The sequence below is a fragment of the Colwellia sp. BRX10-1 genome, assembly GCF_014077545.1.
In the GTDB taxonomy this organism is placed as follows: Bacteria; Pseudomonadota; Gammaproteobacteria; order Enterobacterales; family Alteromonadaceae; genus Colwellia_A.
The window spans coordinates 18,399-39,471 of sequence record NZ_JACGWC010000031.1; the positions used below are offsets into that span (position 1 = coordinate 18,399).

General features: G+C 37.3%; 24 protein-coding genes. 12 read left to right on the plus strand and 12 right to left on the minus strand.

From position 1 onward, the window contains the following. Window positions 1-60: 60 nt before the first annotated feature. The 4 genes from H4J75_RS17535 to H4J75_RS17550 all read left to right on the plus strand — a co-directional run bounded on the left by H4J75_RS17535 (window position 61) and on the right by H4J75_RS17550 (window position 3,445). Window positions 61-402 carry a ribonuclease E inhibitor RraB gene (locus H4J75_RS17535; protein ID WP_070374451.1) on the plus strand — a complete coding sequence of 114 codons (342 nt, stop codon included), beginning with the start codon at window positions 61-63 and terminating at the stop codon, window positions 400-402. An 86-nt stretch (window positions 403-488) separates the two neighbouring features. Next, window positions 489-701, plus strand: a complete 213-nt coding sequence (locus tag H4J75_RS17540) for a hypothetical protein (RefSeq protein ID WP_070374450.1) — start codon at window positions 489-491, stop codon at window positions 699-701. A 664-nt stretch (window positions 702-1,365) separates the two neighbouring features. Then, window positions 1,366-2,604: a 3-oxoadipyl-CoA thiolase gene (pcaF, locus tag H4J75_RS17545; protein ID WP_182204376.1), complete on the plus strand. Its 1,239-nt coding sequence runs from the start codon at window positions 1,366-1,368 to the stop codon at window positions 2,602-2,604. A gap of 190 nt (window positions 2,605-2,794) precedes the next feature. Next, the gene (locus H4J75_RS17550) at window positions 2,795-3,445 is read left to right on the plus strand and encodes a lysoplasmalogenase (RefSeq protein WP_182222821.1); all 651 of its coding nucleotides are present in this window, start codon (window positions 2,795-2,797) and stop codon (window positions 3,443-3,445) included. A gap of 6 nt (window positions 3,446-3,451) precedes the next feature. On the opposite strand, the gene H4J75_RS17555 is transcribed toward H4J75_RS17550, so the two are convergent. After that, on the minus strand, window positions 3,452-4,384 hold the full coding sequence (locus H4J75_RS17555) for a LysR family transcriptional regulator (RefSeq protein ID WP_182217868.1): 933 nt from the start codon (window positions 4,382-4,384) through the stop codon (window positions 3,452-3,454). A gap of 107 nt (window positions 4,385-4,491) precedes the next feature. Between H4J75_RS17555 and H4J75_RS17560 the strand changes: the two genes are divergently transcribed. Next, a complete protein-coding gene (locus tag H4J75_RS17560; protein ID WP_182217870.1) occupies window positions 4,492-5,019 on the plus strand; it encodes an NADPH-dependent FMN reductase in 528 nt (175 codons plus the stop codon). Here H4J75_RS17560 and cobD read toward each other — a convergent pair. From cobD to H4J75_RS17585, 5 genes are all read right to left on the minus strand, one after another. Continuing rightward, complete coding sequence (cobD, locus tag H4J75_RS17565; protein WP_182222822.1) at window positions 4,993-6,063, minus strand: threonine-phosphate decarboxylase CobD; 1,071 nt, start codon at window positions 6,061-6,063, stop codon at window positions 4,993-4,995. The two genes, H4J75_RS17560 and cobD, sit on opposite strands and share 27 nt — an antisense overlap. Then, window positions 6,063-7,028, minus strand: a complete 966-nt coding sequence (locus tag H4J75_RS17570; protein WP_182222823.1) for a CobD/CbiB family cobalamin biosynthesis protein — start codon at window positions 7,026-7,028, stop codon at window positions 6,063-6,065. The genes cobD and H4J75_RS17570 overlap by 1 nt, the downstream gene beginning before the upstream one ends. Further along, on the minus strand, window positions 7,025-7,723 hold the full coding sequence (locus H4J75_RS17575; RefSeq protein ID WP_182222824.1) for a histidine phosphatase family protein: 699 nt from the start codon (window positions 7,721-7,723) through the stop codon (window positions 7,025-7,027). The genes H4J75_RS17570 and H4J75_RS17575 overlap by 4 nt, the downstream gene beginning before the upstream one ends. A 75-nt stretch (window positions 7,724-7,798) precedes the next feature. Further along, a complete protein-coding gene (locus tag H4J75_RS17580; protein ID WP_182217877.1) occupies window positions 7,799-8,413 on the minus strand; it encodes a phospholipid-binding protein MlaC in 615 nt (204 codons plus the stop codon). Between the two features lie 168 nt (window positions 8,414-8,581). Next, window positions 8,582-9,169, minus strand: coding sequence for a TetR/AcrR family transcriptional regulator (locus tag H4J75_RS17585; protein WP_070374442.1), 588 nt, complete (start codon window positions 9,167-9,169; stop codon window positions 8,582-8,584). Window positions 9,170-9,468: 299 nt separating this feature from the next. Here H4J75_RS17585 and H4J75_RS17590 point away from each other — a divergent pair, with 299 nt between their 5' ends. Continuing rightward, window positions 9,469-10,464: a catalase family peroxidase gene (locus tag H4J75_RS17590; RefSeq protein WP_182222825.1), complete on the plus strand. Its 996-nt coding sequence runs from the start codon at window positions 9,469-9,471 to the stop codon at window positions 10,462-10,464. Window positions 10,465-10,648: 184 nt separating this feature from the next. Here H4J75_RS17590 and H4J75_RS20290 read toward each other — a convergent pair whose 3' ends face one another. The 5 genes from H4J75_RS20290 to H4J75_RS17615 form a co-directional block, all read right to left on the minus strand. Beyond that, complete coding sequence (locus H4J75_RS20290; protein ID WP_259366452.1) at window positions 10,649-11,557, minus strand: hypothetical protein; 909 nt, start codon at window positions 11,555-11,557, stop codon at window positions 10,649-10,651. A 400-nt stretch (window positions 11,558-11,957) separates the two neighbouring features. After that, window positions 11,958-13,433 (minus strand): carbon starvation protein A, encoded by a 1,476-nt coding sequence (locus H4J75_RS17600; protein ID WP_182222826.1) that lies wholly within the window; start codon window positions 13,431-13,433, stop codon window positions 11,958-11,960. A 487-nt stretch (window positions 13,434-13,920) separates the two neighbouring features. Then, window positions 13,921-14,355: a tetratricopeptide repeat protein gene (locus H4J75_RS17605; protein ID WP_182217882.1), complete on the minus strand. Its 435-nt coding sequence runs from the start codon at window positions 14,353-14,355 to the stop codon at window positions 13,921-13,923. Window positions 14,356-14,724: 369 nt separating this feature from the next. Next, the gene (locus H4J75_RS17610; protein WP_182217884.1) at window positions 14,725-15,006 is read right to left on the minus strand and encodes a hypothetical protein; all 282 of its coding nucleotides are present in this window, start codon (window positions 15,004-15,006) and stop codon (window positions 14,725-14,727) included. A 159-nt stretch (window positions 15,007-15,165) separates the two neighbouring features. Continuing rightward, a complete protein-coding gene (locus H4J75_RS17615) occupies window positions 15,166-16,041 on the minus strand; it encodes a LysR family transcriptional regulator (protein ID WP_182217886.1) in 876 nt (291 codons plus the stop codon). A gap of 101 nt (window positions 16,042-16,142) precedes the next feature. Between H4J75_RS17615 and maoP the strand changes: the two genes are divergently transcribed. Beyond that, a complete protein-coding gene (maoP, locus tag H4J75_RS17620) occupies window positions 16,143-16,463 on the plus strand; it encodes a DUF413 domain-containing protein (RefSeq protein ID WP_182222827.1) in 321 nt (106 codons plus the stop codon). A gap of 98 nt (window positions 16,464-16,561) precedes the next feature. Here the strand turns inward: maoP and H4J75_RS17625 are convergent, their stop codons facing one another. Continuing rightward, window positions 16,562-17,044: a DUF1353 domain-containing protein gene (locus tag H4J75_RS17625; RefSeq protein WP_070374435.1), complete on the minus strand. Its 483-nt coding sequence runs from the start codon at window positions 17,042-17,044 to the stop codon at window positions 16,562-16,564. Window positions 17,045-17,168: 124 nt separating this feature from the next. Here H4J75_RS17625 and H4J75_RS17630 point away from each other — a divergent pair, with 124 nt between their 5' ends. From H4J75_RS17630 to H4J75_RS17650, 5 genes are all read left to right on the plus strand, one after another. Further along, window positions 17,169-18,515 carry a magnesium transporter gene (locus H4J75_RS17630; protein ID WP_182217891.1) on the plus strand — a complete coding sequence of 449 codons (1,347 nt, stop codon included), beginning with the start codon at window positions 17,169-17,171 and terminating at the stop codon, window positions 18,513-18,515. A 389-nt stretch (window positions 18,516-18,904) separates the two neighbouring features. Beyond that, a complete protein-coding gene (locus H4J75_RS17635) occupies window positions 18,905-19,123 on the plus strand; it encodes a hypothetical protein (protein WP_182217893.1) in 219 nt (72 codons plus the stop codon). A 26-nt stretch (window positions 19,124-19,149) separates the two neighbouring features. Then, window positions 19,150-19,401, plus strand: coding sequence for a hypothetical protein (locus tag H4J75_RS17640; protein WP_182222828.1), 252 nt, complete (start codon window positions 19,150-19,152; stop codon window positions 19,399-19,401). A gap of 525 nt (window positions 19,402-19,926) precedes the next feature. Beyond that, a complete protein-coding gene (rimK, locus tag H4J75_RS17645) occupies window positions 19,927-20,832 on the plus strand; it encodes a 30S ribosomal protein S6--L-glutamate ligase (protein WP_070374431.1) in 906 nt (301 codons plus the stop codon). 14 nt (window positions 20,833-20,846) lie between these two features. Next, the coding region (locus tag H4J75_RS17650; RefSeq protein WP_182222829.1) for a succinylglutamate desuccinylase/aspartoacylase family protein at window positions 20,847-21,073 on the plus strand (227 nt) is incomplete at its 3' end.

Below are 21,073 nucleotides of genomic sequence, written 5' to 3' on the forward strand. Positions count from 1 at the left end.
ATTATGTTTTTCATCAGATAAAATAGCGAATTAATGCCTACAAAGATAAGATGAAAAATAATGAACCGTGATTTAGCCCTATTTCCACAAGACAATGTTGGTGATGCCTTATGGCAAATGATGATTGATGGTGATGATTTAAACCAAGCCCGTGAAATTGAGTTTTCAGTGATATTTCCTAACGAAGAAGCCGCTTTGAAATTTGGTCAGTTACTTTTAGAAAACAATCAAAAACTCTCTTTTTGTCCTTATGAAGGCAATGATGATTTCCCTTGGGAAATTACCGCTTATCCTTTTGTTGGCGCCAGTTATGAAAATATTAGTTCCTACCAAAATTTATTGATTTCAAGCGCTGAGCCGTTAGGTGGTCAATATGACGGGTTTTATTGCGCCGCTGTTTAATTTAGCGCTCTTATATTAATAAAAGTGCAGATCCATTGACTATTACCCAGATGCTGAAAGCTATTTAGCATTAATAAGGCAGCTTTATGCTTGATATAACACAGTTTGACCTATTAAAAAAAAGCAGTGCAAAGTCATTTAACGATCAAAAAGCATTGATTAAAAAAGTGATGGCGGGCCGTGAAATGAAATGTGAAACTTGCGGCAGTATACTGCGTTTAATTGTCCCTGAAGATAAAAGTACTCCGGGTGTTTATTGTGGCAAAGGCTGTACCGATATCTGTTTAGACTTTATTTAAGCGATAAAGTAAATTTAACTCACTGGAGCAGAGCGACAATTTTCTTTTATTAATTTATTATTTTCTATCGGTATTTATACTGTCGCTTCAGTTTCTAAGATTGCTTGCCAATCAGGGAGTATTGAAGCACCAATGCCAGTACAGACTTATTACCAAGCGTATTCAATAGTTTGATATTCACCGGTGGCTAAAACCTTATTGATTCATCGACCATAACCACTTTTAATTTATCGAGTGCATCACAAGGTGCTCGATTGATAAAGGGCATGATTTGTCATTTCGCAATATAAATTGAAGGTTGCTGAGCAATAAGCCAAGCTTTTTCGCAGTAAGTTGATGGTTGTATTGTCAGATAATAGTCTTGTCAGATAGCAAAGACGTTTTTGTAGTTTTCAACTGAATGAGCTGGAATAACACGCCTGTCACAAGGCTTTTGTGAGTCAATCAAGGTTAACTGGATATGATCAATCTCTTCGGTGATTTTATCAATAAATCGGGATTTTCAGAAAACAGAGGGTGAATAGACTTGACGTTGTCAGCGATTTCTTATGCTTTTACCGGTAAAGAAAAAATAGTTAAAGTAAAAAGTGCTTATCATGGCGCTTATGATTATGCTGAGGTCAGTTAGATCGCAGCACCAATAAACTCAAAAGAGAATATATACATGAGTGCCTTTTCAACAAAAACTGAAAACAGCGGACAAAATGAAGTCTTTATTTGTGATGCAATTAGAACTCCCATTGGCCGTTATGGCGGCTCGCTAGCGACTATAAGGGCTGATGACCTAGCCGCCTTACCCTTAAAAGCATTAATGGCACGAAATCCAACTCTAGATTTTAGCCAAGTAGACGATGTTATTTTAGGTTGTGCTAACCAAGCAGGGGAAGACAACCGTAATATTGCTCGTATGGCAACGTTATTAGCCGGCTTACCTTACCAAGTACCCGCAACAACGCTAAACCGTTTATGTGGCTCAGGGTTGAATGCTGTCGGCATTGCTATGCAGGCGATTAAGTCAGGTGAAGCTGAAATGATTATTGCCGGTGGTGTTGAAAGTATGACTCGGGCGCCTTTTGTGATCGGCAAAGCGGAAAGTAATTTTTCGCGTACTCAAGAAATGTTCGATACGACTATGGGCTGGCGCTTTGTTAACAAAGCACTCGATAGCGCTTATGGTACTGAAAGTATGCCACAAACAGCAGAAAACCTTGCCGAAGAGTTTAACATTAGCCGAGCAGACCAAGACAAGTTTGCTTTTGCTAGCCAGCAAAAAGCGGCGAGTGCCCAACAAGCTGGATTTTTTGCCGAAGAAATAATGCCTGTCAGTGTTATAAAAGGTAAAGAAGAGCCTATTATTTTCTCTCAAGATGAGCATCTTCGCCTAACAAGCTTAGAAAAAATGTTAGCACTCAAACCTTTTGTTCATGCCAAAGGCAGTATTACCGCGGGTAATGCCTCAGGGATTAATGATGGCGCTGCCGCAATCTTATTGGCGTCAAGTCAATCGGTGCAAAAAAACAACTTAACCCCGATTGCTAAAGTGCTAGGTATGGCTGTCACTGGTGTACCGCCACGTATTATGGGGATTGGCCCAGTACCGGCAACACAAAAACTATTAAAACGTTTAAACTTATCGCTTGAAGATATCGACCTTATTGAACTGAACGAAGCTTTTGCAGTACAAGCTTTAGCTTGTATTCGCGAATTAGGTTTACAAGATGACGATCCGCGTATTAACCCACAAGGTGGCGCCATAGCCTTAGGGCATCCTTTGGGCATGAGTGGTGCGCGTTTAATAACGTCTGCGGCTCGACAACTACAACGTACCAATAAGCGTTATGCACTGTGTACCATGTGTATTGGTGTCGGCCAGGGCATAGCCTTAATTATTGAAAGAGTTTAAGCCATTTAAAAGCCGAACAGCTAAAAAAGGGCGTAGGGTATACTCCCTTTTTTGTCTGTGCTAATAAATAGCGACCACTAGTTTAGCGATATTATCTCGAGCTAAATGATAACTTATTTTCTATTTTTAAGTAGATAGTGATTTTTAGCGAAGGTTTATAACAAAGGTTTATACAAAGAAGATGACAGCAATGACCCGATCCCATTTACTTTTATTTTTACTTACTGCCTGTGGCTTTATGGTGAGTATTTTTTTTAAGCCTTATCCGCTGAGCTGGTTAGTAAAAATTTTGCCGATATTAGTGTTATTGCATTTTTCATGGCAAAACAGTAGAGGTACTAAAGAACGCGCTCATAAGTTATTTATGATCGGTTTGGTTTTCTCTATTTTTGGCGATTTCTTTTTAGATTATGACCGAGTAAATTGGTTTGTACTCGGTTTAGCGGCTTTCTTAGTAGCTCATCTTTTTTACATCTTTAGCTTAAAGCCCTTAGTAGCCAAGCCTATTATCAGTAAACGTTTACCACTTATTGGGCTCTATTGTATCTATGGCGTTGGCGTGTTTTTGGTCATATACGCTGGCTTAGGCGAGTTATTTATCCCTGTATTGGTTTATATGACCATACTGCTATTAATGGGGATCACCACCTTACTTTCACAAAAAGCTAATATTTGGCTAATTATCGGCGGGCTCAGTTTTATTCTTTCTGATTCATTAATCGGGCTTAATCAGTTTTATCATCAAATACCTTATGCCAGTGTTTGGATCATGATTAGCTATTACTTCGCCCAACTGGCATTAGTTAACGGCATGTTTACTCAGGATAATAATTTAGCGTAGTTGTGGTTAACTATCGCCTAACTTATCGACAATAAAGTCGATAAAGCATTTCACTTTAGCGGGCATATTTTTTCTGCTGGGATAAACCAAGTAAACACCAATGTTTATTGGCATAAAGTCTTCAAACAAGGGGACTAATTTCCCTGTTGCCACTTCTTCACGTAAATTAAATAATGGCATACGAATAATACCTTGTCCTGCTAAGCATAACGAAATCATCATTTCTGAGTTATTACATGATACTCGACTGGTTACATGTGTTTGCGTTACTTGGCCATTCTGGGAGCTGTACTGCCAAGTTTCGGGCGTTTTTAAGTTACGGTAACTGATCATGTGATGATCGACCAATTCATCGGGATGTTTAGGTCGACCATATTGTGTTAAATACTCAGGAGAAGCGAGTGTTAAGCTAGTTGAGTTCATAAAACGTCGGCTAATTAAGCTTGAGTCTTCAAGTTGCATAGCGGCTCTTATCACAATATCAAAGCCATCAGCAATCAAATCAACTTTATGATCGTTTAAGTCGATATCTAAGGTTACTTTCGGATACTTAGCCATAAATTCAGCGAGGATCGGCCGAATACGAGAAACACCTATACCAATAGGACAGCTTAACTTTAATCGACCTTGCGGTATTTGCTGACGTCCAGAAAGGCTATTTTCAACGTGTAAAGCATCTTCAATGATCTGTTGGCATTGTTGATAATAGACTTCGCCTTCCGATGTTAAACTTAAAGTTCGGGTCGTGCGGTGTAGCAAGCGGACGCCTAAACGGGTTTCTAGCTTACTAACCTCCTTGCTGATATAAGACGTAGAGTGCTGCATTTTTTCAGCGGCATTGACAAAACTTTTGCTTTGCACAACTTGGACAAAAACAGCTATACCATCAAGTAAGTTACTTTGACTTTGTGAAGAAGAAAATAGTGTATTAGCTTTCATATGGAAATAATGTATCTGTAAGTAAGTTATTAATCTTATATAGGAAACAAATTACACTATCTTCACTGAAATACCTATTGTTACCTTTTCTTACCTTTGGAGTTTATATGAAAATTATCGCTTTTGCTGCCAGTAGTAGTCGTCAATCTATTAATAAACAGTTAGTGAGCTATGCCGCTAGTCTCGTTGAAAATGCACAAGTTGAAGTACTCGATATTAATGATTATGAAATGCCTTTATATAGTGCTGATAGAGAAGCTGAACTCGGTAAACCGCAGTTAGCACAAGACTTTCTTGATAAAATAGCCACTGCAGATGCTTTGGTCATAGGTTTTGCCGAGCATAATGGTTCTTATACGGCCGCCTATAAAAACTTATTTGACTGGAGCTCTCGCACGCTACAAAAAGTCTATCAGCATAAACCTATGGTTTTATTAGCGACGTCACCAGGACCTGGTGGAGCTGCAACTGTTCTTGCCGCCGCTGTAGGATCGGCACCCTTTTTTGATGGCGAGGTAAAAGCCCATTTATCTATTCCTAGTTTTTATGACAATTTTGATGCCGACAAAGGACAGTTAAAAAAGGGTGAGTTAGCTGAAAAGCTCGCTTCAGCTATGGCTATGCTGAGCCAATAATTTTGCTAATATCTGGTATTGTTCTTGATCAGGTATGCCAAAACGCAAAGCATTTTTTTCGTCGCACAAGCGCACGTAAAGTCCTTGGCTACAGAATTTTTGATAAAGTTCTGTAGCTTGGGGATGAAAGAGGGTTTTAAATAAACCACACCCAGTAATGGTTATGCTTAGGTCATCGCTTTTATTTTGGTTGGGTAAAAAATTTTTCGCTAATAACGCTTCTAACTTTATTGATAAGGCGATTAACTGCTGTTGTTGTGCTACTTGCCAGACTTTATTCTTTAAGGCTTGCTCAGTAATAAATTGAGCCGGGCCATTAACTTCCCAAGGTGAAGATAACTGCTGTAGTTTATTTATCCAAGAAGGGTGTGCACTTACAAAGCCGATTCTGATCCCCGCTAAGCCAAAAAATTTACCAATTGAACGTAACACAAAAAGATGTTTATTAGCCGTTAAGTGGATCAGCGATTGACTCGGTGTTATGACATCCATAAAAGCTTCATCAACAATTAACCAACCTGACAATGATTCAAGCGTCGTTAACAGTGTGGTTAATGTTTGCTGTTGCTGTAATTCACCGGTTGGATTATTAGGGTTAATCACCACAACAATCGCGTAGCGAGATAGCGCTTCGCAAGTGGGTAACTGCTGATAATTTTTTATGGTAAAACCAGCATCATGCCATGCTCGTTCATGCTCTTTATAGCCCACTTCCGGTAACCATACCTCTACCCCGTTTGCTGGCTGATTGATATGATTAAGATAGAGTGCAGGTAAACGAGCAATAACCGCTTGGCTGCCGCTCGTTACGCTAATATTCTGTGTACCATAATAATTTTTAGCCGCAGATAGCATTGCTTGGTTTGGCTGTGGTAACTGTTGCCAGATATTTGTAGGAATAGTGGGGATCGGGTAATTAATTGGGCTAATACCTGTTGACAAGTCTAGCCATTTTTCGAAAGGAATTTGATAGTGTTGGGCAACTTCATTGAGCTGACCACCGTGTACTAACAGGGGCGAACTTTCATTAGCTTTATTGTCCATCACAAATTTACACTATAAAAGTAATGCAGGAATTGATAGCAAAAATAAGTAAAAATCAAAATAATAACCGCTTTATTGACCAGGTTTATACTACGAAAAATATCATTTTTAACAACGCTATTACCGCAACCTAATGGTATCGACGTTACTGCCTTGCCATGATAAGTCGCTGTTCCACCCAGCGTGAAGTTTAGAACGCTAGCGCCCGTCGCCATTACCCAACCGCCATTTAGGCTTTTATAATGCTGGCCTTGTCGATAACCATTATTTAGCGCACTGATCATTTTTGAGTAAGACAAACTTGTTTGGCAAGCATAAAGTAATGCGGTAATTTTTGCACTTGGCCAACCGAGTAAGTCGTCCATGCGGGCAGCACACCAACCAAAATTGATAAAACGTTGATTTTTATAGCCCCACATTGCATCTAATGTATTGGCGAGTCGATGTAAAATCACCAGTGGAATACCACCAATAATAAACCAAAAGAAACTAGCAACAGCGGCGTCATGACCATTTTCTAGGACAGACTCAACGGTTGCACGGGAAATTTCTTGTTCGGATAGGTCTGCTGTATTTCGGCTAACTAAATAACCACAAAAATATCGTGCGGTGGCTAAGTCATTTTTATTAAGGGGATTAAATATTTGTAAAGCATGTAATTGTAGACTTTTTAAACCGATAGCGAAATAAAGGACTAAGGCATCTAAGCACCAAAAAAATAGCTGGTTTTGGTGAAAGTAATAATAAAGAATAGGTAAAGGTAAACATAAGATAAGCCACGATAAAATCCCCAATAATCGAGGCAACAATATGGAGGTTGTTTTCGGTGTCGCATGCTGAAAGTTAAAGGTATGCTCTATTGCGGTACTTAACCAACCAAAGCCTACTAAAGGATGAAATCGTTTTACTTCGCCGAGCCAACGATCTAGCAGGTATGCCATCACCATGATCACAGAACTTGTCATCGCGGCATTATCACCGCTGAAGGTTTAGTGATGTCGTGTGTCGCTATAAGGGTAAATACTTTAGTTTTACACTGGTAGGCAAGCTGAAAAATGCAGCCATTATCAAAGGCTTTTTGTTGACTGTTAATTGCTTGTTTATCAGAAAAATTTTCAACAAACAAAGATAAAAAACAGCGTAATATATCGCCGTGACTAACCACAAGAATACTCTTAATCGCTATGTTGTTGGGCTTAGTGGTCGTTTTATCTTGTGGCGTTTTTGGATCATCATCATTACCAGTATTAGCAATCTCAATTAATGCTTGTTGAAAGCGAAGTGCGCAGTCAATACCCGATTCTCCACTCGGCGGTGCGGAGGCGTTTACTTGATGAAAAATAGCATGGAAGTTTTTTTCTAATTTAACTTCGTCAATAACTTTTCCTTGCCAGAGGCCAAAATCTCGCTCGATTAAGGCCGGCGCAAAGTTAAGTGGACAATCTACTGTCACCTGACAAATTTCAGCGGTACTTTTTGCTCTTGGTAATGTTGAGCTTACAATAAGGTCTATCTTGTGATCAACTAGTTGCCTAGCAATTCCATCAGCTTGTCGATAGCCTTTATCGGTTAAAGGGCTATCTAACTGTCCTTGAAACTTCCCTATTTTATTCCACTGTGTTTCGCCGTGGCGCGTAAGATAAAAATTAATAACCGTCATTTATGCTAATACTTACTGATGCATTGATAATATTACAAAATATTTTAGCATAGCTTGATGACGGAATTAGAGAACTTATTGATTAAAAGAAGCTAACTCTAAGGTCACTTGATCAATGCCACTCTTTTGGATCCGTTGGCTTATTTCAGCTTCTTTACTACTGAGTAAAGAGATACCTTCGATGATCATATCGTAAGCTTTCCATTGACTTGTTTGTCTGTCTTGGCGCATTTGAAAAGTAATGTTAATTTCAGGCGCATTGGCATTACGAATAACTGAATTAACACCAACAATTCTAGCGCCATTTGTTGATTTATGAGATTCAAATGCAACGTCTTGTTGTTTATATTGTTTTAACGCTATTGCGTAAGTTCTTACTAAGTAACTGCGCATAGAAACAACAAATTTTTCACGCTGTTCTGGGGTCATCGTTCTCAAATTTCTACCTAAAACCTTGAATGCGGCGTATTTGTAATCTATTGATGGCATTAACTCTTCTTCAACAATATCACGCATCAGTTCAGGGAATTTTTTCAGCGACTCTTGATCTTTAGCAATACGAGAAAACAAACGTTCTCCTGTTTCAGCAATTACTGTGTATGGAGAGTTTTCAATGCTGTAGGCATTGCTGGAAAAGCTTGCCAATGAAGTCATGAATAAGAGAGTAAATATTGCCATTAAGTGTTTCATGTTTTTGTCCGTATTTGAGAGAGCGTATTAAGTGCTGAGTTCATTGTTAATTCATTAGGGGTATTTTACATACCGACCATGCGGTATGTAAATACTTAATTGATATTTTTTATTACTATTTGCTATATCGGCTGTGAAAAGCCAAGGAGATAAGTGGAAAGAGTGGCGTTAATGACTTCTAAGATTTCTAATATAGTTGCACAGTTCTTTGATGACTTTTTCAAAGAGGTCTTTGTTTTTAGAACTTTTACTTAAACTAGAAGAACCATGAAAAGTTGAGACAATAAAATAGGCAACTTGGCTAAAATCAATGTCGTCACGAAGCTGGTTTGCGACACGTTGTAAGTTAATGGCGATAAGTTGGTTGAGTTGTTGCTGCATGTTTAAAATACGTAAGCGAAAGCCTTCATCTACGCCAGACATCTCTTGGCAAAGGTTGTTTAAAGGACAACCACAAACAATTTCGTCGCAAGATGAGTTGGTATACATAGCGGTAAAAAAGTCGCACAAACCTTCAATAGGATCATCTACCTCTACTGCTGGCTGCCATAATTCTAAAAACATGGGGGTATAAATTTCTTCAAAAACAGCGTAGCCCAGCTCCATTTTATTTTTAAAATGATGATACAAGGCACCTTTTGAAACTTCACAGCGCACTAAAATACAAGATAAGCTTGTTGCGATGAAACCCTTTTTATGAATTTCATCTGCACTTATTTCTAGTATTTTTTGACGAGTTAGCTCTGCGTCTCTCATATTCACGACTTAATTAACTATTAATGATAATTCATTCTAACCGACCGGTGGGTAGGTTGTAAACCCAGCTTTTTTATTGGTGAAGTATTTGAAGTTGAATAAGAATATTTTGTGTCATTAAATCATCATTATTTTCACCATAACTATGACAACAAATTTCTTTAGTCTTATGCAAGTTGGTCGTGAAATATTTATTACACTATTAAGGTCCTTTGCTATGCTTGTAGATAATACTCTAGATCTTATCTATGACATTTTTCGTCATTTGAACTATTGAAATAATCACTCTAAGGAAACCAATGAAACATAATCTCATTACCTCAAGTATTAGTGCTTTGTTTCTTATCGCTACTGCTACAGCAACATCGAACGCTGCAGCCAATGATAAAGAAGTTGTCGCCAATGATTTTGTTGAAATATTTGAAAAATTGGGTGGGAAACATCCTGGCTATAGAAAAGCACATGCTAAAGGTTTGTGTGCATCGGGTACTTTTGTACCAACACCCAATCAACATTTTACTGGAGCTGCTTTGTTATCGAACGGCGAACTACCGGTATCTATTCGATTTTCCGTTGGCGGTTCAAACCCCAATAGTGATGAAAAAGCGGCTGGCACGCGCGGCATGGGCATGCAAATAAAGTTACCTGATGGCTCTTTTCACACTTTTACTGGTAATAACTTCCCGGTGTTTGCCGGTAAAAATCCAGAAGTTTTTCATGGTTTTTTATCGACCTTACTTCCTGATGAAAATGGTAAAACTGATCCCGCTAAAACCATGGCATATATTCAACAACATCCGAGTGTTCAAGCTAATGCTATGTGGAATAAAACAGCTAAAACAGCCGCTTCATTTGCCAACACTGAGTTCTTTGGTTTGCACACTTTTTATTTTGACCAACCTAATCAACAGAAAACTAAATTTCGCTGGACCATTGAGCCTAATTTAGGGGTTAAAACATTAGAAAAAGCTGAGGCTGCTAAAATGCCTACTGAGTTTTTAGCAGATACCTTTGCGCAACAGCTTAAAAATGAAACGGTTAGTTTTAACATTATGGCAAGTTTAGGTGAAGCACAAGACAGTGATATTGACCCATCACAACAATGGCCAATTGAGCGTCCTCAAGTAATGCTAGGCACAGTGACCGTAAATACCAGTGGCAGCGATGCATGTAAAAATACTAATTTTGATCCTAATATGATGTCTGCAGGCTTTACGCCAAGTGATGATCCGGTATTAAGAATGCGCTCACCAGCTTATGCTATATCTTTTGGCAAAAGGTTGAGTGGTCAATAAGTGACTCGCTAGCAGGTATAAATCAGCATTGCTTTTATGAAATGGGGCTCAGTAAAACTGACCCCATGTGTCATTGATTTGACAATACATGATTAGCAAAGGGCAGTTTTTTCTTGTTTTTATGGTGAATGTTAACAAGTTTAATAATTAATCGCTTCTGGTAAAGTCTTTATGCAGAACAGCTTTATTTACTGTTTACTTCAAACATTATTTTTAGCCATCTTAAGTCTTTAGGCCCAAGACACGCTTTTTTGTGCAGAGATGGTGTTTGATAAACCTCCTTGTAAACATGACAAATAGCGACCTCAGTTAGTTCTCGCCATCTTTCTCCATCAAGTTCAGGAATACTGCCATCAGCTAAATTGGCATCAGTTATCGGGTCATGCTGCAATTCTGTGGTACGTAGTGTCAACTCTAATTCTTGTAATATAGGATTAATAACCTGCAGTGTACTTGCATCGGCAAATTCTTTTGCAATATGTGCATCAGCTTCTTCTATAGATTTATTCAGCTGATGTTGGGAAAGTTTCTCTCCCGTAGGACGCAAGCCGTACTTGTTAATTATACCGCCAACACTGGGTAACAACGCTTTTGCCGCAATACCTACGCCCAATAATGGATTTACCACAGCGGCCAAACCACCCACTAATAGCATGCTATATGTGAGTTTTTTATCTAGCGCGTCAATTTGATCAGCCAAAGACTCAATACTGTTTGGATTACTTGCGCTTTTATTTCTTACCATTTCTTCTGCTGATTGGCGCATATAATCTTTAAGCATTTCTTCTGAATGTTGATTGGGAAAGTGAAAAACACGCCTTTTAGGCAGGTTGTTAATTTCTGGAACAGCATTCGGGAGACACCGCATGGTGTGTAAGGCAAATTTATATTCTGATAGTTGGAAAGGTATAACAAAATAGTGTTTTTCGTCATACTGGATATCGTTATATTTGTCTGACTTCTCTGCGGAAATAAAGACGGGTAAGCCATTCACTTTTTCTTTAACAATGGAATAATTAGCCGCTAACTCTTCTGTAGCTTTGTCTGCAACTGAGCGAACGACATTGAGTCCTTTTTTAAAAAAATTTTGCATAAGTTTTGCAATTCCCTTGGCATGTTGTCAGTAACACGATAATGTTTTTACTATAAGAGTACTAATACCCAATATTTTAGCTTCAGCATAATAATTATGGCCGTTTTGCGCGACAGTAACCTTTTTTATATTGGCAAGGTTTCAAAGGCTAGGGAAATTAAAAATATAAGTGTACGCCTTCCTGTTGGCTGTTACTGCTTAGAATACGTTAATTATCTCCAGTTATCAATTTGGCTTAGGTCTGATTGAACCGCTATAAACTAAGGACTTTCTTTAACTTTTTATCCTGAAAAATTAACAGTAATAGCGCTTTATTGGGCAGATACAAATCAAAAAGCAGTGCTAATTAGCACTGCTTTTGTTGTTAATGATAAACATCAAACATCAAACATCTCAAATCTTAAGGTGATGTCGAGGTAATATTTACCCGTTTATTGTGTGCCAGTATTAATAAGATAAGTGAGATAACACCGACCACAGCCCCGATTAATTTTCCATATTCACTGGGTAAATTTAAGCCTATTCCTGCCGTCATAATATAAGAGACACTAACACTAGTACCAACAATGGCAGGTAAACTGACAATCCAATGGAAAGTGCCACGGTCAAACAAAAATTTAGTGGCTAGCCATAATACGCTGGTAGAAAGTAGCATGTTTGAAAAAGCAAAATAACGCCATATTATTGAAAAATCTAATTTTGTCATAAAATAAGCAATAATCAAAATAGGCACGGCTAATAAGAGGCGGTTGCGTAAACTTTGTGGGATATTAAATGCATCCACTAAGGTTAGACGCAAGGACCGAAAAGCGGTATCTCCAGAAGTGATAGGGAATATCGCAACGGCTATAATAGCCATAATGCCACCGAGTGCGCCAAGGTAGCTGTTTGCTATATGGTTAACCACTAAGCCAGGACCGCCTTGGTCAAGCAATGCTTTAAGCTCTGAGTAACCTTCAGGAAATGCTGCTATGCCAGCTAAGGCCCAAACACAACCTACAATGCCTTCGCACATCATCGCGCCATAATAGACTGGGCGTACATATTTTTCATTGGTTAAACAACGCGCGATAATCGGTGCTTGTGTCGAATGGAAACCACTAATTGCGCCACAGGTAATTGTGATAAATAATAATGGCCAGACAGGGAGACCGTCAGCATTAGGTTCTAAAAAGTCATGACTGTAATGGTCTGAGTTAAAATACCCCAAAAAATCACCCGCGACAGGTAAGTGTGGCGCATTCATAAGTAATGATACCGCGATAAGCGAGGTCATCACTATCATGAGTAAACCAAAAAGGGGGTAGAGCTTGGTTATTATCTTATCTATGGGTAACAGTGTTGCCAGTAAATAGTAGCCTAAAATAACTAAAACCCAAAAGGTATTACCGGCTAAAAATGTGCCTTCAAAATAACTTAAATTACTTAATAATCCAGCAGGACTCATGATAAAGACAACACCAACAAAAAACAGTAGCATGGTGGTGAATATCAACATTATCCCTTTAAAGTAAACGTTGTAATAGTGGCCTGCAATTTCAGGCAAACTTTTACCATCTTCTTTAATACTCATGACCCCAGAAAAGTAATCATGTACTGCGCCACCTAAAATATTACCAAGTACAATCCAAATAAGTGCAACCGGTCCATAGAGGGCACCAAGGATAGGACCAAAAATAGGACCTACCCCGGCAATATTTAAAAACTGAATAAGAAAGGCTTTAACCGGGTGGATGGCAACGTAATCAACCCCTTCTTCAAAACGTACTTGAGGTGTTTTGATGGTTTCATCAATGCCCGCTTGTTTTTCAATGAAAGGGCTATAAAACTTATAACCCAATATTAATAGAGTGATACAGATAAAAAAGATAATCATGATTGTTTATTACTCCGTTCTAGTGAATAGATCTATTCAGGGGGAGCACAGATTTGTGCAAGCGAATATTTGCTAAGTATTACCTATATATACTGAGTATCAAAGGAGAATTTATGTTTATTCCCCGCTTTATTTAGCGCTGGGCAATACTTTATTATCTCTGTTTGGTTATATTTTTTTTGCTTTACATCAAATTTACAAAGTCATACACAGTATGAAAAATTATTTTGGCGATATATTGATTTTATATTAGGTGAGCAGCGTCGATAAAATGCATACATTCAATGCAGCAGTGATTGACTTTAACGGATATCAACTTTCCAACTAAAGCCGATAATAGACAGAATTAATAACGTATAGCGACCTTACTATAGCTTATAAATTAGACATTACAGTCGTCTAAGCTAGCAGGCGACTGTATTATTTTAGGTGGTAACTTGATTATTGATCAAAGCTAAATAAAGTTACTCGCTGGCTGATGAGTTATTTAGTAAGGACTCGATACTTCAGTTTTTAACGCTTCTAATAAATCATGAATTTCAGCTTTTAATTCTTTGTCGACAATTTTATTACAGCTGATTTTTGCTTTTTCTAAGTTTTCAATCGCCTGTTCTTTTTCACCGAGTTCAACTTGTAGTGATGCAACGGAGAAGCCAATTGATGAACGAAAATCTTTTGAATTAATCTCTTCTGCTTTAAGTAATGCTTTCTCGTAAATTGAAATAGCTAAGGGTAAATCGTCGGTAAAGTCAGCCAGTGTTTCCCACTGTACAGGATGGTCTTTATCGGTATTTTCATTATCATCACAGAGTTGTTTTAATTCACTGTAGCAATTGTCAAAGTTGATTTGATTTCTTTCCTGAGCAGCAAGCATTAACTCTCCAGCCAAAGCAAATACGCGCTTGTAGATTTTTGTATTCATGGTTTTTAGTACTCTTAAGTTGTTTGAGGTCTAGGTGCTAGCGGTTGACTTACAAGGTTTATTCTTGATTTGTGGTTTTTGATGCTATCAAGCCTTATTGTGTCATTATTGAAACCTAAATGGGCTGTTTGATATTTTAACACCAGTTTTAACTTTAGACTAGTTTAGACCTGAAAATTGAAGAGTTATGACTCAGTAATAAACCTAATCACTTTTTAATGGAAGTCAGTCGATAACAACGTTTTGCTTGAACTCACTCAATGGCAATCTTGTGGCGGGTAATCAATTCTTGCTAAAGAACTAAACGCGAATTAATTCATCATTAATTCGCGTTACTATTATTTTATCGATTAAGCGTTAATTATGCGCTTAATCCCAATCATCATAGTAATCTTGAGTGAACCTTCTCAGTTGTCGTTCTTCTTGCAGCTGTTCAATTTTTTTCTTGGCTAAATAGTTACGTTTGTTACTGTGTCTTGATTTTTTTACATCGCTAGGTGAGGTATGTAACTCAAATTCAGCAATGTTATTGTCACTATCGTTATCATTATCATCATCATTGTTATTATCATCTCCTTCGTTTGAAGATAGATCATAGTTAAAACTTATTTCATCAGAAGCTGATAACTCATAATTAGAATTGATATTCATTGTTATATCACCAAAGGATACTCAAGTAAAAACAGCATAATCTACGCTTTTTGCTAACAAGAAAAGTAAAATATTTTTACGTTAACGATAAATCATTTTTACTGAAAATATTTTGAATTTACTGTACTAGTTCGCTATAAATTGCATCTGTTTTTCACGTTACTGGGGGCTCATAATAGCGGGGGCTTCTGGTTCATCTTTTCTCAGTAAATTTTTAATATCAATAATTCGTTCTTCATTCTCATTTTCTTTATGAAAGGCAATAAATAATTCACGTTCAAAAATAGGCAGGGCATTGATTTTAAATAACTTACCTTGCTCGATAAAAGGTTTCGCTAGCATGTCTGGTAGATAGGCACTCCCGCCACATTGCAGCATTAAATCAAGTGCAATACGCGCTGTACTCGTTCTAATTGCAGGAATTGATATGTCAGAAAATTCTTTAGCATGCCAGTGAGTAAAGCTAGTTCCCCAATCAATCATAATATAACGTTGTAAGTCTGCGGGGCTTGTTACTTTGTTATTAAAAGTCGTCACGGGAATTAAATTAAACATATGTAAAGATTCAATTTTTAGTTCTTCTACTTTTGGGGGATCAAATAGAATCGCAACATCTAAAGTACGCTCAAGTAATTGTCTGGTTAATTGCTCTCGCGATAATATTTCAGCGATTAAACTGATTTGTGGTTCATTGCTATATATCTTTGAAATGGCATCATGTATATAAACATCCCAAGTATTAGGTGTGCCGGCAATATAAATGTGCGCAACTTTTTCAGTGCTTATGGCAATATCTTGTTTTGCCATTCGAAGGGTATTGATCATAAGCTCCGCGTAGGGGACAAGCTTTTCTCCTGCGGGTGTTAATTGAATGTTGTTTCTGGTGCGCTGAAACAAGGTCACATTAAAGTATTTCTCTAACTGACGAACTCTAGTACTAACCGCCGCTTGGGTCAGATATAGGTTTTCTGCCGCTTTACCAAAGTGACGACAATCCTTAACTTCTAAGAAGGTTTTAATTAACTCAATATCCATACTGCAATCTCTTATCGATACGATAATTATTATTTGTTTTACAGCCTTGCTTGTTAGCCGCATAATCCGCTAAAACCTATACCCTGTCAATAGAGGCGCAAATGACTTTAATACATGGATTTATTGCTGCAACACAATTTTACGATGATGTACATTTTCCACGTGGTTTCAGAAAATCTGGAGATTTCAATATCGCCGAAGCAGAATTATTAACACAGGTAGGCAAACGTTTACTGATGTTAGAAAAAGCTATTTGTTCGCCAGAAAATGAAGTTGAAATACAGTTTGTAAACATGTGTGAATCACAACTTGAAGGTCAAACTAAAGTTGAACTGTTGTGGAAAAAATACATAAAAATAACCAGGCATAAGTCGTTTCACTGTTTAAATGGCAGCATATTTACTCAAGCAGCAGCCAGTTAGTCGATAAAATAATTAATATGCAGTAGATTTAAGGATAAACTTACCGATAAGTTTATCCTCTTCTTAACAAATTCTCAGTTGAGACTTTTAAAATTATCCTATTTGTCCTCAGGTAATAACGTCGGCTTAGTTTTGCGCTGAAATGTTAGCCAATTTACCCAACCAAAAGCCATACACAGTACCCATATAAAATAATCAATCAGCAGTAGTTCGTTTCTTTCTATACCGACTTTGCGGATCAGTGTTGACCATTTTAAAAAACCATAGCCTTCTTTAAATTTAAATATTTTATCATCCTGCTTCGCCCATAAATAATTATACTCAAAGCAAAAGTCATGCAAAATAACCGGGATGAGTAATAACCCTGTTGGCGAGAAGAAAAGCCAGACTATTGCCGGGTACGAACTACCATCAAAAATAAAGCCTTTCGGAATTATAACGATTCTTTTGTTAGGTAAGGTATAATGCCAATCTTCGATAAGTTGCCATTGCCGCTTCTTAAAAAGTAATCGCCACAATTTGGAATAAAATGAAAACTTTTGCGTTTTTATAGCAAAAGGCTGTAACTTTGGCATTTTCATTAGTTGTCTAGTTTAATGATTAGAGAATAATGCGATTCTATAGTTAAATAACCCATAAAATAAAACGCAAAATTTTACTTAGTTTGATTCAAAAAATTTGTTGAAATCTTTATTAGGAAATTAAATGTCCCTAGAACTACTCCCTACTTATATTGAAAAAATCGAAGAACTATTAGCCAACGATCTTCAATTAAATGAATTAGCTGCTGAAATTGAAGATACGCTCATGCCAGAGCACGTAGCAATTCTTTTAGAAGCTTTTCCTATCAAACCTCGATTAAGTCTTTGGGCGTTGTTGAGCGCAGATTATCAACAAAATATTTTTCTAGAGATGAAAAATGAATCTCGGCAGATGTTATTAAATGCAATGGATGACGATGCCTGTTTTCCTTTATTTGATAAATTAGATGCCAACAGTTTAATAGAACTTACTGAAGATTTAAGCGATCGCTTCATTGAATATGCTGTCACAAAAATGACAGCTAAACAAAGAGAGTATTTAAAAAAGGCTCAAGATTATTCTGAAGATGAAGTAGGGCGCTGGCAAAGCTTTGACGAAAAAAGAATTTCGCAAAAATTGAAAGTAGCAGCAGCAAAGAAAGTGTGTGCAAAAAATTTATTACCATTAACTGAAGTTATTTATGTTGTTGATAATAATGCCCAATTACTTGGTGAGATCCCCATCAATAAACTATTGCTTTTAGATGGGGATACTCCCTTAGCCAGTGTAGAGTATCAAGATGTTCAAGTTTTAGAAGCCAGTAAAGATATAGATGAATCAATTGACGAAGTGATCCTTTCTGGAAAATCAGCATTACCTATAGTTGATGAAAATGGCCATCTAACCGGCCGTTTAGATTTGCACTCTGCTTATAGATACAAAGACCAGCATAAAGATAATCAATTAATGCAATCGGCTGGTTTGAGTGATGAAGAAGATTTATTTGCCAGTGTTTGGTTAAGTAGTAAAAACCGAGCGATTTGGCTGGGTATTAACCTAGTGACTGCATTTTTAGCTTCTTGGTTTATTGGTTTATTTGAAGCGACCTTACAACAAGTTGTTGCACTTGCCGTGCTTATGCCGGTGGTTGCATCGATGGGCGGTATTTCCGGTAGTCAAACGTTAACCTTGATTATACGTGGTTTAGCGTTAGGGCAAATTAGTGATGCTAATAGGCAGGCTATCGTTAAAAAAGAACTTAAAGTTGGCGCAATTAATGGCATGTTATGGGCGACGGTCATCGGCATCATCACTTTTTACTGGTTTGAAAATCCAATGCTATCAGTCACCATTTGTATCGCTATTTTAGGTAATATTTTAGTTGCTTCGTTATCAGGGGTATGGATCCCTTGGATATTAAATAAATTTAACATCGACCCAGCATTATCTGGAGCTGTTATTTTAACAACCGTAACAGATATATTTGGTTTTATAGCCTTTCTTGGCTGCGGTACCTTATTACTGCTTTAGAAAAAATCAGCTTAATTAACGTTTTTATTGTTATTTTAGCGATAAAAATAGTGGCTATTCTCAGCGCTGAAAAGAATAATGTTGCTGCTTCTTGCAGGCCAATTTAATTTTTTAAGCCGCTGGGAATTATTTTATTATTAACAAAAAGTTGATTTAAGTAATCTGTTTTAAATATACCCTCTTGTTTTTAAAAGGTTTATGTTTTTTTTATTCTCTCCCCGTTACGCTTTAATCTTCCAGTACTCACACTCATTATATCAAGGGTTAGCTATTCTCCTTGTTTAACAAAAAAAATTGATTAGTTAAACGAAAATATTTTGCTTTTCAATTCTCAAATAGTGGAACATTATCCATCCAGAATCTAATTATGATTTTTTTGAAGGCAAAAAATGAATATTGATACATACGAAAGTACTGGCATAGGTAGCAATTTGAATTTCAATCCTGGTATCTCCGGATTCGAAGTAACGAGTGGCTCTGCAAATAAAAAAGAAATTAGCAATATCGCCAAACAGAAATATCTGGTTAAAGAAAGATTAGATATTTTAAATGAAAAAAGGTTCCTTGACCGTCAACTTAATTCATTAAGTGACTATTGGGATATGTAAGTAATTTTAATGTAAAGAGAATATTTATGAAAAAAACAATTTTAGCTATCGCTTTATTAGCCCTAACTTCAAGCATAGCGCACAGTGAAGAAGCAGAACCTGCTTTAATGGATGCACCTAGTGACTACGTATCAAGTCTTTTAAGTCAATGTAAAGAATACGCTATTGAAGATGAAATAGCAGAAGCTGATATGAAAACTTATTTATTAAATTGTATCAATGACGAATTAAAAGAAGGCGATTACAAAACAATAAAGGTTTTACCTAAAGACGAGTAATCGTTTTGTATTACCAGCTTGTCTAAGTCACTCAAATTATTTAGACCACTTAATATAAGTGGTTTTTATAATTTGAGTTCACTTACTTCACTTCATCTATTCGTAAATAAACACAGCTATTCATTATTCTCAACAAACTTACCCTCATTTTTTGTTCTAAAACTCTGCCAGTATTGCCATTTTAAAAATCATATACAAAATAATCTGCCATTATTCATTTAAGCCATTTTACCTGGGAAAATCACAGTTTAGTCCAATGTTGTAGAGCCCATAAATTTGTCTAAACAAGTAAAATTTGCTCAGTGTTTTATCTTAATAAATTTTAATCGTTATTTTTTCAACTATTGACGTAAAATATTCTATAATAACGACTTTATAATTATATAAATCGCCGCCTAATCACTTTATTTGATTAAACGTATCGAAATATAGCGCTTTATTATTTGATAAGCTAGCTATACACTCGATATTACTTATTACCTCACTCTTTAACCTTAAATAAAGGTGAGCACTACAGGACTTATTATGAAAGTTGCTATCTTATCTAGAAACAAAAATCTTTACTCTACGCGCCGTTTAAAAGAAGCCGGCGAAGCTATGGGCCATGAAGTTGATATTATCGATACATTACACTGTTATATGGATATCACGAGTACTCGTTCAGCTGTGCGTTACAAGGGTAAAGAATTGCCAAAGTATGATGCAATTATTCCTCGTATCGGCGCCTCTGTAACTTTTTACGGCACGGCTGTGGCAAGACAATTTGAAATGATGGGTACTTTCAACATTAATGAGTCCGTCGCTATCAGCCGCTCACGCGATAAATTGCGGTCATTACAGTTGCTATCGCGTAAAGGTTTGGGTTTACCGCGAACGGGTTTTGCAAACAAGCCTGATAATGCCAAAGATTTAATTAAAAATGTTGGCGGCGCGCCGGTGGTTATTAAATTGCTCGAAGGCACGCAGGGCATAGGCGTAGTATTAGCCGATACCGCTAAATCGGCTGAAGCCATCATCGAAGCATTCATGGGCTTAAAAGCGAACATCTTAGTACAAGAATTTGTTAAAGAAGCCGGTGGTGCTGATATTCGCTGTTTAGTCATTGGCGGTAAAGTGGTTGCGGCGATGAAACGTCAAGGCGCTGAAGGTGAATTTCGTTCTAATTTACATCGCGGCGGCTCTGCTACTGTGGTTAAATTATCGAAAGAAGAGCGTGACACAGCAGTTAAAGCGGCAAAGGCGATGGGCTTGAACATGTGTGGCGTCGATTTACTGCGTTCACAAAATGGTCCTATGGTCATGGAAGTTAATTCATCTCCTGGCCTTGAAGGTATTGAAAAAGCGACGGGTAAAAATGTTGCCGGGATGGTGTTTGAGTTTTTAGAAAAAAATGCAAAACCTCATGATACTAAGACACGTGGCAAAGGATAATTAAAGAGAGTTTTATGGACATATTACGTATAGGTGAGTTCGAAATTTTACCTGGAGAGCAGCGCAAAATAGAGTTGCCGGTTGCTAAGTTATATACCGATGCCGACGTTTCTTTGCCCGTTCATATTATTCGCGCTAAAAAACCGGGGCCCACTATTTTTTTGAGTGCGGCGGTACATGGCGACGAATTAAATGGTATTGAAATTATTCGACGCTTGATCCACGAAAAGAAACTTAAAAT